Source organism: Deinococcus terrestris (assembly GCF_009377345.1).
GTDB classification, from domain to species: Bacteria; Deinococcota; Deinococci; order Deinococcales; family Deinococcaceae; genus Deinococcus; species Deinococcus terrestris.
The window spans coordinates 192,399-205,809 of sequence record NZ_WBSL01000004.1 but is presented as its reverse complement, the minus strand read 5'-3'; the positions used below and the strand labels follow the sequence as shown (position 1 = coordinate 205,809).

The 13,411-nt window shown below is 71.4% G+C and carries 13 protein-coding genes; 11 read left to right on the top strand and 2 right to left on the bottom strand.

All coding sequences use genetic code 11. From position 1 onward, the window contains the following. The first annotated feature begins 210 nt into the window (after window positions 1-210). The 3 genes from F8S09_RS11060 (at window position 211) to F8S09_RS11050 (ending at window position 5,195) form a co-directional block, all read left to right on the top strand. Window positions 211-3,054, top strand: a complete 2,844-nt coding sequence (locus F8S09_RS11060; RefSeq protein WP_152871526.1) for a 2-oxoglutarate dehydrogenase E1 component — start codon at window positions 211-213, stop codon at window positions 3,052-3,054. Between the two features lie 116 nt (window positions 3,055-3,170). Beyond that, window positions 3,171-4,499 (top strand): 2-oxoglutarate dehydrogenase complex dihydrolipoyllysine-residue succinyltransferase, encoded by a 1,329-nt coding sequence (odhB, locus tag F8S09_RS11055; protein ID WP_152871525.1) that lies wholly within the window; start codon window positions 3,171-3,173, stop codon window positions 4,497-4,499. A gap of 117 nt (window positions 4,500-4,616) precedes the next feature. After that, on the top strand, window positions 4,617-5,195 hold the full coding sequence (locus tag F8S09_RS11050) for a DUF2268 domain-containing putative Zn-dependent protease (RefSeq protein ID WP_194165313.1): 579 nt from the start codon (window positions 4,617-4,619) through the stop codon (window positions 5,193-5,195). Here the strand turns inward: F8S09_RS11050 and pyrE are convergent. Continuing rightward, entirely contained in the window at window positions 5,192-5,755 is a 564-nt protein-coding gene (gene pyrE / locus F8S09_RS11045; protein ID WP_152871524.1) for an orotate phosphoribosyltransferase, read from the bottom strand. The genes F8S09_RS11050 and pyrE overlap by 4 nt on opposite strands. Before the next feature lie 52 nt (window positions 5,756-5,807). Between pyrE and F8S09_RS17665 the strand changes: the two genes are divergently transcribed. Next, window positions 5,808-6,548: a ribonuclease H family protein gene (locus tag F8S09_RS17665; RefSeq protein ID WP_194165312.1), complete on the top strand. Its 741-nt coding sequence runs from the start codon at window positions 5,808-5,810 to the stop codon at window positions 6,546-6,548. Between the two features lie 41 nt (window positions 6,549-6,589). On the opposite strand, the gene F8S09_RS11035 is transcribed toward F8S09_RS17665, so the two are convergent. Beyond that, complete coding sequence (locus F8S09_RS11035; protein ID WP_152871523.1) at window positions 6,590-7,270, bottom strand: metal-dependent hydrolase; 681 nt, start codon at window positions 7,268-7,270, stop codon at window positions 6,590-6,592. Window positions 7,271-7,366: 96 nt separating this feature from the next. Between F8S09_RS11035 and cdaA the strand changes: the two genes are divergently transcribed. The 7 genes from cdaA (at window position 7,367) to F8S09_RS11000 (ending at window position 13,385) form a co-directional block, all read left to right on the top strand. Continuing rightward, on the top strand, window positions 7,367-8,200 hold the full coding sequence (cdaA, locus tag F8S09_RS11030; RefSeq protein WP_227978632.1) for a diadenylate cyclase CdaA: 834 nt from the start codon (window positions 7,367-7,369) through the stop codon (window positions 8,198-8,200). Continuing rightward, complete coding sequence (locus F8S09_RS11025; RefSeq protein WP_322618748.1) at window positions 8,197-9,168, top strand: CdaR family protein; 972 nt, start codon at window positions 8,197-8,199, stop codon at window positions 9,166-9,168. Before cdaA ends, F8S09_RS11025 begins: the two co-directional genes overlap by 4 nt. A 107-nt stretch (window positions 9,169-9,275) precedes the next feature. Next, window positions 9,276-9,884 carry a bis(5'-nucleosyl)-tetraphosphatase (symmetrical) YqeK gene (gene yqeK, locus F8S09_RS11020; protein ID WP_194165311.1) on the top strand — a complete coding sequence of 203 codons (609 nt, stop codon included), beginning with the start codon at window positions 9,276-9,278 and terminating at the stop codon, window positions 9,882-9,884. Continuing rightward, entirely contained in the window at window positions 9,881-11,227 is a 1,347-nt protein-coding gene (locus F8S09_RS11015) for an LCP family protein (protein WP_152871522.1), read from the top strand. Before yqeK ends, F8S09_RS11015 begins: the two co-directional genes overlap by 4 nt. Continuing rightward, a complete protein-coding gene (gene rsfS / locus F8S09_RS11010; protein ID WP_152871521.1) occupies window positions 11,224-11,652 on the top strand; it encodes a ribosome silencing factor in 429 nt (142 codons plus the stop codon). The genes F8S09_RS11015 and rsfS overlap by 4 nt, the downstream gene beginning before the upstream one ends. Before the next feature lie 66 nt (window positions 11,653-11,718). Further along, complete coding sequence (locus F8S09_RS11005; RefSeq protein ID WP_152871520.1) at window positions 11,719-12,408, top strand: winged helix-turn-helix domain-containing protein; 690 nt, start codon at window positions 11,719-11,721, stop codon at window positions 12,406-12,408. Beyond that, window positions 12,405-13,385 (top strand): sensor histidine kinase, encoded by a 981-nt coding sequence (locus F8S09_RS11000; RefSeq protein ID WP_152871519.1) that lies wholly within the window; start codon window positions 12,405-12,407, stop codon window positions 13,383-13,385. The genes F8S09_RS11005 and F8S09_RS11000 overlap by 4 nt, the downstream gene beginning before the upstream one ends. Window positions 13,386-13,411 lie beyond the last annotated feature (26 nt).

Genomic DNA, 13,411 nt, shown 5'->3' with positions numbered 1-13,411 from the left:
CGGAACGTCCGGCGGTCCTGGGCACCCCTGCCAGGTCATGCGTGTTCCTTGATACCCGTCTAGACACCTGTTGGGGATGACAGGCAGGCTAAGGCGCCCTCCCCCACCCCCTCATGAAGAAATCCGGTGTCACCGCCATAGGGGCAAAGATGCTAAAGGAGCCGGGGCACACGGGGCCTGGGGCAGGGCAGGGGTATGCTGGAGAGCGTTATGACGCAGTCGCAGACCATCATGTCCGGCGCGAACGCGGCCTTTATCGAGGGGCTGTACGAGGCGTATCTGGCCGATCCGGCAAGCGTGGACCCGGCCTGGCGGGACTACTTCGACGAGGTACGGGACGGCGCCCGTGAGACGGCGCACTCGCCCGTGCAGCAGGCTTTCTACCAGCTCGGCACCCAGCGCCGGGGCGGGGCCGTCGTGCCCGCGCCGCAGGGCGTGAGTGGGGCGCAACAGGCCGCCGGAGCCCTAATCACCGCCTACCGGGTCTACGGCCACATCAGCGCGAAGATGAACCCGCTGAAGATGCGCGGCCTGCCCGTGGTGCCCGAGCTGACGCCCGAGTACTACGGCCTTTCGGAAGCCGACCTGAACGAGCCTGTCCATGACGGCGTCTTCCAGGGACCCCTCCGGGACGTGATCGCGCAACTTCAGGAGACGTACTGCGGGTCGATCGGCTTCGAGTACAACTACCTCCCCGCGACCGAGCGGCAGTGGTTCCAAGAGCGCATCGAGCCGGGGCGCGGCCGGGGCCAGTACAGCGCCGAGGAACGCCGCCGACTGCTGACCAAGCTCAACGCCGCCGAGGGCCTGGAGCGCTACCTGCACGTCAAGTACGTGGGCCAGAAGCGCTTCTCGCTGGAGGGCAGCGAGAGCTTCATTCCCCTGATGGACCGCCTGATTCAGCAGGCGGGCAAGCACGGGGTCAAGGAAACTGTGATCGGGATGGCGCACCGGGGGCGGCTGAACGTCCTGGTCAACATCTTCGGCAAGAAGCCCAGTGACCTCTTTGCCGAGTTCGAGGGCAAGAAGCGCCTCAGCGACGACCCCGATGTCGCAGGCGACGTGAAGTACCACATGGGCTTTTCCAGCGACGTGCGGACCCCCGGCGGGCCGATGCACCTCGCGCTGGCCTTTAACCCGTCGCACCTGGAGATCGTCTCGCCCGTCGTGCACGGCAGCGTCCGCGCCCGGCAGGACCGCCGGGGCGACACCGAGCGCCGGGCTGTGCTGCCCGTCACCATCCACGGCGACGCCGCCGTCAGCGGGCAGGGCGTGGTCATGGAGACGCTGAACCTTTCGCGGCTGCGCGGCTTCACGACGGGCGGGGCGGTGCGCATCGTCATCAATAACCAGATCGGCTTCACGATCTCCGACCCGCGCGATACCCGTTCCAGCCGCTACTGCACCGATGTCGCCAAGATCGCCAACGCGCCCGTGCTGCACGTCAACGGGGACGACCCTGAGGCAGTGGCCTACGCGGGCGACCTCGCGCTGGAGTACCGGCAGACCTTCGGCAAGGACGTGTTCATCGACCTGATCTCATTCCGGCGCCACGGCCACAACGAGGCCGACGACCCCACCATGACCCAGCCCATCATGTACCGCGAGATCAAGGCGCATCCCGGCACCCGCGCCCTGTACGCGCAGGCGCTGGAAGGAGCGGGCGTGCTGCAAGCGGGCGAGGGCGACGCCCTGGTGGAGCGCTACCGCGACCAGCTCGACGCGGGCGACGCGGTGGTCGAGGAGATGGACAACCAGGAGCAGAGCCGCCTCGCCGCCGACTGGAAGGGCTACACGGACACCCACTGGACCGACGAGACGGCGACCGCCGTACCGGAAGAGCGGCTGCGCGAGCTGGGCCTGAAGCTCGCGCAGGTGCCGGAGGGCTTTACCCCGCACCGGGGGGTCAAGCGGGTGCTGGACGCCCGCGCCGCCATGAGCCGGGGCGAGCAGCCGCTGGACTGGGGCATGGGCGAGATGCTGGCCTACGCCTCGCTGCTGGTGGAGGGCTACGGGGTGCGCCTCGTCGGGCAGGACTCCGGGCGCGGCACCTTCGTGCACCGCCACGCCGTGCTGCATGACCAGAACGCGCAGGAGCCGCTGGAAGGCGAGTACCTGGGCCTCGCGCACCTCGCCCCCGAGCAGGGCCGGGTGGAGGTCATCGACTCGACCCTCTCGGAAGAAGCGGTCATGGCCTACGAGTACGGCTTCTCGACCTCCGAACCCAAGGCGCTCGTCGCGTGGGAAGCGCAGTTCGGGGACTTTGCGAACGGGGCGCAGGCGGTCGTGGACCAGTTCCTCTCGGCGGGCGAGAGCAAGTGGCAGCGCCTCAGCGGGCTGACGCTGCTGCTCCCCCACGGCTACGAGGGCGCGGGGCCGGAGCACTCCAGCGCCCGGCTGGAGCGTTACCTGCAACTGTGCGCCCAGAAGAACATGCAGGTCGTGGTGCCCAGCAGCGCCGCGCAGATCTTCCACCTGTTGCGCCGTCAGGTGCTGCGGCCCTACCGCAAGCCCCTGATCGTGATGACCCCCAAGAGCCTGCTGCGCAACAAGCTCGCCATGAGCCCGCTCTCGGAGCTGACGGAGGGCCGCTTCCACGAGGTCATCGGGGACCCGACCGTCGAGAAGGCCCGCCGGGTCGTCATTTCCTCCGGCAAGCTGCACTGGGAACTCTCGGAGGCGCGGGACGCCGACAAGGAAGGGTACGCGGGCACGGCGCTCGTGCGGCTCGAGCAGCTCTATCCCTTCCCGGCCGAGGCGCTCGCGGCTGAACTCGCCCGTCATCCCGGAGCAGCGGTCGTGTGGGCGCAGGAGGAACCCCAGAACCAGGGCGCGTGGCTGATGATCCGTGACGATCTGGAGCGGGCGCTGCAAGACGGCCAGACCCTGACCTACGCCAGCCGCCCCCGCGCGGCGAGCACGGCGGTGGGCTATGCCAGCGTGCACGCGCAGGAGCAGGCCCGCGTGATCGCGGACGCTCTGGGCGAGCGCGTCAGCCGCGAGGACTTCGAGGCGCAGATCGAGATCGCCGAGGAAGCTAAAGCGCAGGGCTGAGCCGCGCTTCTGCCGGGGTCGGGGCTACGTGCCCCGGCCCTTCTCGCTGCCTCTGCGGAGGCCCAAGCCCGTCACCCGGCCAGTCACGCGCTCGGGGGGGTATAAAGGAACACGTTATGGCCGACATCAAGGTTCCCGTATTTTCCGAGTCGGTGAGCGAGGGCACGCTCCTGACCTGGCACAAGAAGCCCGGCGACCCCGTCAAGCGCGGCGAGGTCCTGGCCGAGATCGAGACCGACAAGGTCGTGCTGGAGGTCACCGCCCAGCAAGACGGCGTGCTCACGGCCATCGCCAAGCAAGAAGGCGACACCGTGCTCAGCGAGGAAGTGCTGGGCACCGTGGGCGAGGCGGGCAGCGCCCCGGCCGCGAGCACTCCGGCGGCGGCGGGCGCGGACCAGGCCAGCGGCCCCGTCGCGGGTGAGACGAGCGCGGGCGGCACAGCCGTCCAGCCCGACAGCCAGGGGAGCCAGGGCACCGCTCCCGCCCGCCGCGACGACCTCTCCCCCGCCGTCCGCAAGATCGTGGCGGAGAAGGGCTTGGACCCCGCGCAGATTCCCGCGACCGGGCCGAGGGGCAACATCACCAAGGAGGACGCGGTGGTCGCGGCCCAGGGCGGGCTGACCTACCAGGGACCGCAGGACGCCGCGCAGCCCGCCAGTATGCGCGAGGCGGAGGGCACCAGCGGCCAGCAACCAGCGGCCAGCAGCCCGCCCGCCGCCGCAAGCACTCCCATCCCCCAGGGTGCCCGGCCTGAGCAGCGCGTGCCCATGACGCGCATTCGCGCCCGCATCGCCGAGCGCCTCAAGGACGTGCAGAACACCGCCGCGCTGCTGACGACCTTCAACGAGGTCAACATGAAGCCCGCGATGGACCTGCGGAAGAAGTACCAGGACCAGTTCGTCGCCAAGCACGGGGTCAAGCTGGGCTTCATGAGCCTGTTCGTGCGGGCCGCGACCGAGGCCCTGAGGCAGTTCCCGGTCGTCAATGCCAGCGTAGACGGCAAGGACATCATCTACCACGGCTACTACGACATCGGCATCGCGGTGGCGTCCGACCGTGGGCTGGTGGTGCCCATCCTGCGCGACACCGACCAGATGAGCCTCGCGGGCATCGAGAAGCAGATCGCCGAGTACGCGACCAAGGCGCGGAACGGCAAGCTCACGATGGAGGACATGTCGGGCGGCACCTTTTCCATCACGAACGGCGGCACCTTCGGGTCCATGATGAGCACCCCGATCATCAATGCACCCCAGAGCGCGATTCTGGGGATGCACAACATCATCGAGCGCCCGATTGCCCAGAACGGTCAGGTCGTGATCGCCCCGATGATGTACGTGGCTCTGAGCTACGACCACCGCATCATCGACGGCAAGGAGGCCGTGCAGTTCCTCGTTACCATCAAGAACATCCTCGAGGACCCGGCGCGGATGCTGCTGGAGATCTGAAGCCCTGAGCCTTAGAGCCGTCAGCGGTCAGCCCCCAACGGGGTTGGCCGCTTTCACGTGGGTGGGCTGGGCCAGGTGGCGGAGGCGGGGGCCGGAGAAGGGCGGGTAGGGTCAGACATGGCGAACGTGCTGCACCTGATGAACGCGGGCGGGCTGCTCCCCGACCCATTGGCCGACGAGGTGCGCGAGGTGGCCGGAGCTGCCCTCACCCGGCACGCGGCGCGGCTGGAAGTGGACGGGGTGGACGTGGCCGTGCGGGTCGCGCCGTGGACCCTGCCCGAGACGGGCGTGCTGGGATACGCTCCCCTGCCGCACTTCGTGGACATCACGCTGACGCCGGACAATCCGAACTTTGCGGGCGGCTGGCGCACCGAGCTTCCCGCCACCCTCGCCCACGAACTGCACCACGCGCGGCGCTGGCGGGGGCCGGGGTACGGCACGACGCTCCTGGAAGCCCTGGTCTCGGAGGGACTGGCGCAGCATTACGAGGCCGGGGAACGGGGCGGGCCGCCGCCCTACGCCAGCATTTCTGCCGATCTGGACAGGCTATGGAAGCGGGCGCAACCTCTACTGGACTCCGCTGAGTACGCCCTCGGTTATGAGCTGGTCCGCCGCTTCCTCGTCCGGCAGGGCGGGAACGCCGTGATCTGGGCCGACGCCCCCGCCGAGGAGTTCCGGGACGCCTGGAATAGTTAAATTTCCTGCAAGGGCACCTGCGCCAACCACTCCGGCACCTCGTCCGGGGCATAGGTGTCAAAGGTCAGGCGGGTCAACGAGACGAGCGGATACCTCGCGAGCGGCCCCTCCTCCGCCCGGCGGTCCACGATGCAGGCGACCGCCACGCACTGCCCGCCGAGCGCCTCCACCGCGCGAACGGCCTTCAGGACACTGCCTCCGGTCGTCAGCACGTCCTCCACAGCGATGAAGGGTTCGCCCGGCTCAAGGCGGAACGCCTCGCGGACCTTCATCCCGCCCTGGCCGTCTTTCTCTGCGAAAATCGCGCGACTCTCCGGCAGGTGGCGGGCCACCTCGTAGGCGAGGACCACGCCGCCCATCGCGGGGCCGACGACAAGGCGGGGGGACAGGCCAGCCTCCTCCACCTTCTGGGCGAGCGCCTGCCCGATTTGCTCGGTGAGGTGCGGGTACTGCAGCACGGTGGTGGATTGCAGGAACTTGGGCGAGTGGCGGCCCGAGGCGAGCAGGAAATGCCCCTCGTGGTACGCGCCCGCCTCGCGGTAGAGGGCCAGAACGTCCATGCGGCGAGTATCGCATTGTGCCCCCCTCCGGGCAGGCATGATGGAGGGTGACATGAACCACGCCTACGTGGACGCGAGCTGGCACGAGACGGAGGGCGGACACGGCGTGGGCGGCTGGGGCCTGATCCTGCTGAGGCCGGGGACCCTGCCGGTGGGCTACCAGGGCCAGATGGCGGCCCCCGACAACAACGCGGCCGAGTTGCGGGCGGTGCTGGAAGCCGTGCGGCACGCTCCCCCCGGCGAGGGGCTGAGCGTGCACACCGACAACGAGGCCGTGATCGCCTCGGTGGGGCGGGGGCGGGGGCCGTGGCTGCTGGCGGACCTCGCGCGGGAGGTTATGGACGAGGCCGAGGCGCGGGGCGTCGCCCTGCGGGTGGGCTACACGCCGCGCACCCGGCGACACATGCTCTCGGCGCATGACCTCGCCAATGCCGCCCGCCGGGGCCTGAGCGTGCCCGCGCTGGAGGGGCCACAGGCGGAAGTGCTGATTGAGCAGCGCCCCGCCGTCCCCGAAGCCCGCGTGAGCCTGCGCCGTCCGGGCGAGCGGGTCACGGCGCATGTGCCGCTGGACCCCCTCTCGGACGTGCCGCCCAGCGCCCAGGCCCTGCTCGCGGCGATCACGCTGGCGCGGCCCGGCGAGCACCTGACCGTACGCCGGGCCAGCAAACTCGCGCAGGCGCTGTGGCAGCGGCCCGAGCGGGCGCTGCTGCCGGGAGCGCACTCGGCGCTCGCCCAGGCGCGGCAGGCGGCCGACGGGCAGGGGGTAGAGGTGCAGTTTCAGGGGATGGCGTGAAAGCAGGTAGCCCTCCGCTTTCAGCCGTCAGCACCACAGGCTTACAGCTCCGCCCTTTCCCCCGGCCCCAGCACCCGCACGTCTACCCCCTGCGCCTGCCCCGCCGCCGCGAAAACCTGCGGGTCGCCGGTCAGGGGCGGGAAGGTGCCGTAGTGCATAGGCACAGCCACGCGGGGGCGCAGCAGTTCCAGCGTGCGCCCGGCTTCCTCCGGCCCCATGGTGTAGTGGTCGCCGATGGGGAGGAGGGCCGCGTCCAGCCCTCGGTCCCCGATCAGGCGCATGTCGGAAAAGAGGGAGGTGTCGCCCGCGTGGTAGACACGCCTGCCGCCCATCTCCACGACCAATCCGGTGGGCATCCCCCCGTAGGTGCCGTCGGGGAAGGAGGAGGAATGCCACGCAGGGGTGAAATACACGCTGCCCCACTCGCCGCGCACGGTGCCGCCAATGTTCGCGCCGACCGCATTCGTGGCCCCGTTCGCCGCCGCGTACCCACCGATCTCGGCAGTGCCGATGACCGGCACTCCGGCCCGCCCGAAGTCCAGGGCGTTCCCCCAGTGGTCGCCGTGCGCGTGGCTGATCAGGACGGCGCTGAGGTTCCAGCCCAGCGCTTCTTCCAGGCTGACCGGGCACTGCGGATTCCCCGCGAGGAAGGGGTCGATCAGGACGCGGTGCCCCCCGTGCGAGAGCAGGAAGGTGCTGTGGCCCAGAAAACGCAGTTCCATAGGGCAGTGTAACGGGGCGGCCTCTCCCCTCCCCCCGCGTATAGTGGGCGGCGTGCCGCAGGCCCCTGTGCGGGGCGGCCCGGTGGAGCGCCGCCCATGTCCCTGATTCCCGGCTCGGTGAGCCTGCGGGACGTGCTGGACGTGCTGCTGGTGGCCTTCCTGGTGTATCAGGGCTACCTGCTGGTGGTGGGCACCCGCGCGGTGAACGTGCTGCGCGGCATCGTGGTCTTTGCAGGGGTGTGGGCGGCGGCCGAGCTGCTGGGGCTGACCACCCTGAGCTACATCCTGGGGCGGGCGGGGACGGTGGGCCTCTTCGCGCTGGTGGTGCTGTTTCAGCCCGAGCTGCGGGCCGCGCTGGAACGGGTGGGCCGCCCCCGTGGCCGCGAAACCGGGCCGAGCGGGGCGGCGCTGCAAGACCTCGCGCGGGCGCTGGAGCGGCTGGCCGAGCGCAAGACGGGCGCCTTGATCGCCATTGAGCGCCGCACGCCGCTGGGCGAGTACGCCGCGACCGGGGTGCAGATCGACGCGGTGATCAGTGTGCCCTTTCTCGAAGCGCTCTTTGCCCGCAACGCGCCGCTACACGACGGCGGCGTGATCGTGCAGGGGTCGCGGGTGGTGGCGGCGGGATGCCTGTTTCCCCTCCAGTCGAGCGACGGCACCTACCGCCGCTACGGCACGCGGCACCGGGCGGCCATCGGGCTCTCCGAGGTGACCGACGCGGTGGTGCTCGTCGCCAGCGAGGAGCGCGGCAGCATGCGGATCGCGCTCGCGGGGCGGCTGGGGCCGGATCTCAACGGCACCGAGCTGCGCGAGCAGTTGCGGGCGCTGCTGTACGACCGGCCCGTGCTGGGGGACCTGCCCTTTACCCGCCGGGCCGAGGCCCCCGAGCCCAGCCGGGCGCCGGGCGGCGAGGGTGGGGGACCAGCGTGACGGGCACGGAAGGCCGCTGGTCCCCGCTGCGGCTGTGGCGGCGCTTCCTTCACAACCTGCTGCCCAAGCTGCTCGCGCTGGGGGTGGCGCTGACCCTGTGGTTCGTGGCGACCACCGACCGCCGCGCCAACGTGGAGCAGGGCTACGACGTGCCGATCACGGTCAGCGACACCACCGCCGAGCGCGGGGCGGGCGAACGGGCGGTGCGCGACCTGAGCCCGCCGACGATCCGCGTCTTTCTGAGCGGCCGTCCCGAGCGCCTGCGCGAGCTGCGCGGCGACAGCATCGAGGCGGTGGTGGACGTGACTGGAGTGCCGGAGGGGAGCTTTACCCGTCCGGTCACCGTGCAGGCCCCCACCGGGACCATCCTTCAGCGGCAGGTGCCCGAGCGGGTGCAGGGCTTCGTGGACGCGCTGGTGACCCGCACCCTGGGGGTGACCCTCAGCGTGGCGAACCCGCCGGAAAACAGCCTGCCGCGCTACGAGGTCGCTCCCGCACAGGCCACGGTCAGCGGGCCAGGCCGGGTGGTCGCCACGGTCACGCGGGTGGTCAACGCACCCGTGGCGCCGGGGCCGGGCGAGACGCGCGAGGCGGCGCTGATCGCCCTGAACGAGCGGGGCGAGCCTGTCGCGGGCCTTACCCTGACGCCCGCGACCGTCACCGTGCGCCGGGTGGACAGCGGCGAGGTGCCCGTCAAGACCCTGCCTGTCGTGCTGGAGGACCCCCCGCCCGGCCTGCGGGTCACGGCGCTGAGCGTGCAGCCGGGCGGGGTGCGGGTGGTCGCCGACCCGGCCCTGCTCGCGCGGCTGCGGGAGGTTCCGGGCCGCGTGCCCTACCGGGTCGGCAGCTATACAGCCCCCGTGACCCTGCAGCTGCCCGACGGGGTGCAGGCGCTGGAGGAGGTACGGGTACGCCTGACCGTGCAGGAGGCGGCCACTGAGCCCGCCGGGGGGGACGACGCGCCGTGACCTCTGACTGGATAAAGATGCAGAAGCGACCGCGACCTTTCTTTCACACTGCCAGGGTGGGGGGCGTATACTTCACTCATGGTGTGGCGTCTGACCCACGCGGCCCTATGATCGCGGAACTGAAGTTTCCCCGGCACCCCCTCGCCGAACTGGCGGGCTGGGACGAACGGGTGCGGCTGATGGTGCGGCCCCGGCGCTACGAACACGTGCTGCGGGTGGCCGAACTCGCCTGCCAGATCGCCTGCGCCAATGGGCTGGACGAGGCGCGGGCCTACGCCGCCGGACTGCTGCACGACATTGCCCGCGACCTCCCGGACGCCGAGCTGCTGCGCCTCGCGCCGCCGGAGTGCGCCATTGACGTTGGCCATCCGCTCGCCCTGCACGGCCGGGCGGCCCGCACCCTGCTGGAGCGCTGGGGCTATCCCGACGCGGTGGTGCTGGAGGCCGTGGAGGACCACACGACCGGGCCGCGCGGGGGCAATCCGGTCGCCGCCTGCGTGTATATCGCCGACGTGTCCGAACCGGGCCGGGGCGTCAACGCCGACATCCGTGAACTCGCCCTGTGCGACCTGGGGGCAGCGCTGAACCGGGCCATCGTGTCCAAGGTGACCTACCTCCAGGGCCGGGGCATCCAGGTGCATCCGCGCACCCTGCGGGCCTACCACGCCCTGCCAGAGTTCTGCCCTCCCGCCTGCGACCTGCCCGGCGTCTCATGACCGATCCTCCCGCCGGACCCGGCGTGCCGGGCAGCTTTCAGTTCGACTTCGCGGCCCCGGCCCCCGCGTCCGTCTCCCGCTCCCGACGCGGCGTTCGGGCCGCGCAGCTCGGCGGGCTGACGCTCGCGGCGCTGTCGCTGGGCGGCCTCGCGGTGCTGAACAGCTCGGGGGACGCCTCAGCCGCCGGGATGGCAGGCGTGCCGCAGTTCACGCTGCTGCTGGCCGGGCGCGACATCGTGTACTGCGCCTACCGCACCCCCTGCGCCGATCAGGAGCAGCGCACGGGCCTGCTGCAACCCCCCAACACCGACACCCTGATGCTGGTCAAGGTGGACGGCTCGGCGGTCAACGTGCTGAACATTCCCCGCGACACCAACGTCGGCCCCTTCAACCCGGAGTTGCGGTGGGCCGAGCAGAAGGTCAACGGCCGCTACTGGGCGGGGGGACCAGCGGCGCTGGTGGAGGCGGTGGAGACGATTACCGGCGAGAGCATCGACGCCCACGTCATCGTGCGGACCGATTACGTGGCCCGCGTGATCGACGCGCTGGGCGGGCTGGACGTGACGGTCCCGGAAGGCGGCATCGAGTGGGTAGATCAGGCGGCGGGGGTGGACCTGCGCCTGCCGCCCGGTCCCCACCACCTGACCGGCGAGCAGGCCGTGCTGTACCTGCGTGTCCGCAAGGGCGTAGGAGACGATTACGGCCGCATCGACCACCAGAAGCAGGCTCTGACGCAGCTCGCCTCGCGCCTGACCTCCGCCCAGGGGCTGACCGCGCTCCCCACCATCCTGGGTGGGGTGGGCAACGGGGTGGAGACGGACGCCGACCCCGCGCTGCTGACCACGCTGCTCCCCGAACTGCCCGAGCTGCGGCTGAGGTTCGCCACCCTCCCCACCACGCCGATTCCGGGCACGTCCAACCTCGCCGTGAACCCGGAAGCGCTCGCGCAGGTCTGGGGCAGTGGGGGCGAGGCGGCGGCTGGCCCGGCGGCGGCCACCCCCGGCGACCTTGCGGACGTGACTGTGCGAATTCGGGACGCGAGCGGCGCGGACCTCGGCGGTCGGCTGGCAGGGGCGCTGCGGACGCTGGGTTACGCGCGGGTGAGCGCGGAGACGGTGCCCGCCAGCCGCGAAGCCAGTCAAGTCGTGACCGGGCCGGACGTGGCGGCGGCCTCGCAACTCGCCGACGCCCTGGGGCTGCCCCGGCTTCAAGGCGAGCGCTTTCCCGTCAATGCGGGCGAGGTAGGTATCCTGCTGGGTGCAGATGCCCGGCAGAGCCTCGCGGCCCTCAGCGCCCTGCCGCCCTCCCCCGACACCCCCCTCACCTCCACGGAGACTCCATGACCCAGGCCCACAACGAGCTTCAGAACCAGAGTGACACCGAACTGCACGCGCAACTCCGCGCCATCGTGGACGCGGCCCGCGAGCGCCGCGCCGAGGACGTGGTCGTGCTCGACCTCACCGACGTGAGCAGCACCCTCGAATACTTCGTGATCTGCACGGCGACCGCTGGCCTCCAGCTCAACGCCGTGCAGGAGAACATCCGCGAGAAGGCGCAGGCGGCCGGGCTGCCGCGCCCCAGCGTGGAAGGCCCCAGCGAGCGCTGGCTGCTGCTGGCCTTCGGCGGCTCGGTCGTGGTGCACATCATGACCAAAGACGCCCGCGAGTACTACGACCTCGAGGGCCTGTGGAGCGACGCCCGTGTGCTTGAGTTCCCCGAACAGGGCGGCCCGGAGGACGACGCCCCGCGCACGGGAACGACGGCCTGACAACCGGCGCCGTTCCCCTCTTCTCCTGACACGCCCCTGACCTCCCCGCCCCCAGAATGAGGACCGATGAGCCACGTGGTCGTGATCGAGGACGAGGGCACCGTGCGCGACGTGGTGCGCTTTCATCTGGAACGGGCCGGATTCCGGGTCAGCGCTTACGAGACGGTCCCGGCGGCGCAGGAGGCGCTGGTGGGCGCCGATGCGCTGGTGCTCGACTGGATGCTTCCCGGCGAGAGCGGCCTGACCTTCCTGCGGCGGTTGCGCTCGGACCCTGCGTTGCGGCGCCTCCCGGTGCTGATGCTGACCGCCCGCGCCGCCGAGGCCGAGCGGGTCGAGGGATTGGAGTCGGGCGCGGACGACTACCTCACCAAACCCTTCTCGGCCGCCGAACTCGTGGCGCGGGTGCGGGCGCTGCTGCGCCGCTCGCTGCCCGACGTGCCCCCACAGCTCTCCAACGGCCCCCTCGTCCTCGACCTGGGGGCCGCCGACGCGCGGCTGTCGGGCCAGGGGCTGCCACTGACCCGGCGCGAGTTCGATCTGCTGGCCTTTCTCGCGGCGCACATCGGCCGGGTGTACTCGCGGGCCGAACTGCTCGACCGGGTGTGGGGACCGGACTTCCTGGGGGGCGAGCGCACGGTCGACCAGCACGTGACCCAGCTCCGGGCGCACCTGGGCGACGACCCGGCCCGGCCCCGCTTTCTGGAAACGGTGCGCGGCAAGGGCTACCGCATGCGCCCCTGGACGGGGGAGGCATGACCGAGGCACCCCCCACCCCCCGTTCCGACGCCTGGATGGACGCGCTGGGGCAGGCCGTGCTGCTGTTCGGCGCGGTGCAGGGCGGTCCCCCCACCGTTCTGCGGGTGAACGCCGCCGCCGCCCGGCTGTGGGGCGTGCCGCAGGAACGGGCCGCCGGACGCCCGCTCCTGGAGGTTGTGCGCCGCCACACCCTGGAGGCGCTGGCCGAGCGCGGCGGCGAACTGGAACTGGAGATGGCGGGCCGCACCCTGCGCTGCACCGCGACCCGCGCGGGGGCGGGGGAACCCGGAGCGCTCATCGTGGAGGACGTGACCGAGCACCGCCGCCGCGAGGCCGAGCTGCGCGAGGCAGCGGCCGTCCTCTCACACGAGTTCCGCACCCCCGTGGCCGGGCTGCGCGGCGTGTTGGAGGCGCTGGAGTACGACCTGCCCCCCGAGCTGGCCCGCAAGTTTGTCGGGCAGGGGTTGCAGGAGGTCGAGCGGCTGGGGCGCCTCGTCGAGGACCTCGCCGTGGGCTTCCGGCCCACCCGTGCCCGCACCCTGCCGCTCGCGGAAGCCTTCGCGCGGGCCGAGCGGCTGCTGGCCCCCGAGGTCACGGCGCGGGGGGCCACCCTCACGTTTGGCGACGACCACCTCGTCCGCGCCGACCCCGACAAGCTGCTGCAGGTGCTGCTCAATCTCGTGGAGAACGCGCTGCGCTACGGCCCACCCGCCGGGGCGGTGGAGATCGCCACGTCGGGGCGCGGGGCCTGGGTGGAGGTCGCGGTTCTGGACCACGGCGCCCCGCTGGGCGATACGGGCAGCCTGTTCCGTGCCCACACCCGTGGCCCCAGCGCAGACGGGCAGGGCAGCGGCATGGGCCTGTATATCGTCCGGTCCATCGTGGAAGGCTGGGGCGGTCAGGTCTGGGCCGAGCGCCGGGGCGAGCGCAACGCCTTCTGTTTCACCCTGCCGGGCGGGGGGCACCGTGAGCTGTAGCCCGCCTCCTCCCGCCGCGTCCCCTG

What these genes read in the sequence shown, in the direction of transcription:
- odhB (WP_152871525.1), top strand. Translation starts at nt 3,171, where the DNA reads ATGGCCGACATCAAGGTTCCCGTATTTTCCGAGTCGGTGAGCGAGGGC.
- F8S09_RS11000 (WP_152871519.1), top strand. Translation starts at nt 12,405, where the DNA reads ATGACCGAGGCACCCCCCACCCCCCGTTCCGACGCCTGGATGGACGCG.
- pyrE (WP_152871524.1), bottom strand. Translation starts at nt 5,755, where the DNA reads ATGGACGTTCTGGCCCTCTACCGCGAGGCGGGCGCGTACCACGAGGGG.
- F8S09_RS17665 (WP_194165312.1), top strand. Translation starts at nt 5,808, where the DNA reads ATGAACCACGCCTACGTGGACGCGAGCTGGCACGAGACGGAGGGCGGA.
- rsfS (WP_152871521.1), top strand. Translation starts at nt 11,224, where the DNA reads ATGACCCAGGCCCACAACGAGCTTCAGAACCAGAGTGACACCGAACTG.
- F8S09_RS11015 (WP_152871522.1), top strand. Translation starts at nt 9,881, where the DNA reads ATGACCGATCCTCCCGCCGGACCCGGCGTGCCGGGCAGCTTTCAGTTC.
- F8S09_RS11005 (WP_152871520.1), top strand. Translation starts at nt 11,719, where the DNA reads ATGAGCCACGTGGTCGTGATCGAGGACGAGGGCACCGTGCGCGACGTG.
- F8S09_RS11050 (WP_194165313.1), top strand. Translation starts at nt 4,617, where the DNA reads ATGGCGAACGTGCTGCACCTGATGAACGCGGGCGGGCTGCTCCCCGAC.
- yqeK (WP_194165311.1), top strand. Translation starts at nt 9,276, where the DNA reads ATGATCGCGGAACTGAAGTTTCCCCGGCACCCCCTCGCCGAACTGGCG.
- F8S09_RS11060 (WP_152871526.1), top strand. Translation starts at nt 211, where the DNA reads ATGACGCAGTCGCAGACCATCATGTCCGGCGCGAACGCGGCCTTTATC.
- F8S09_RS11035 (WP_152871523.1), bottom strand. Translation starts at nt 7,270, where the DNA reads ATGGAACTGCGTTTTCTGGGCCACAGCACCTTCCTGCTCTCGCACGGG.
- cdaA (WP_227978632.1), top strand. Translation starts at nt 7,367, where the DNA reads ATGTCCCTGATTCCCGGCTCGGTGAGCCTGCGGGACGTGCTGGACGTG.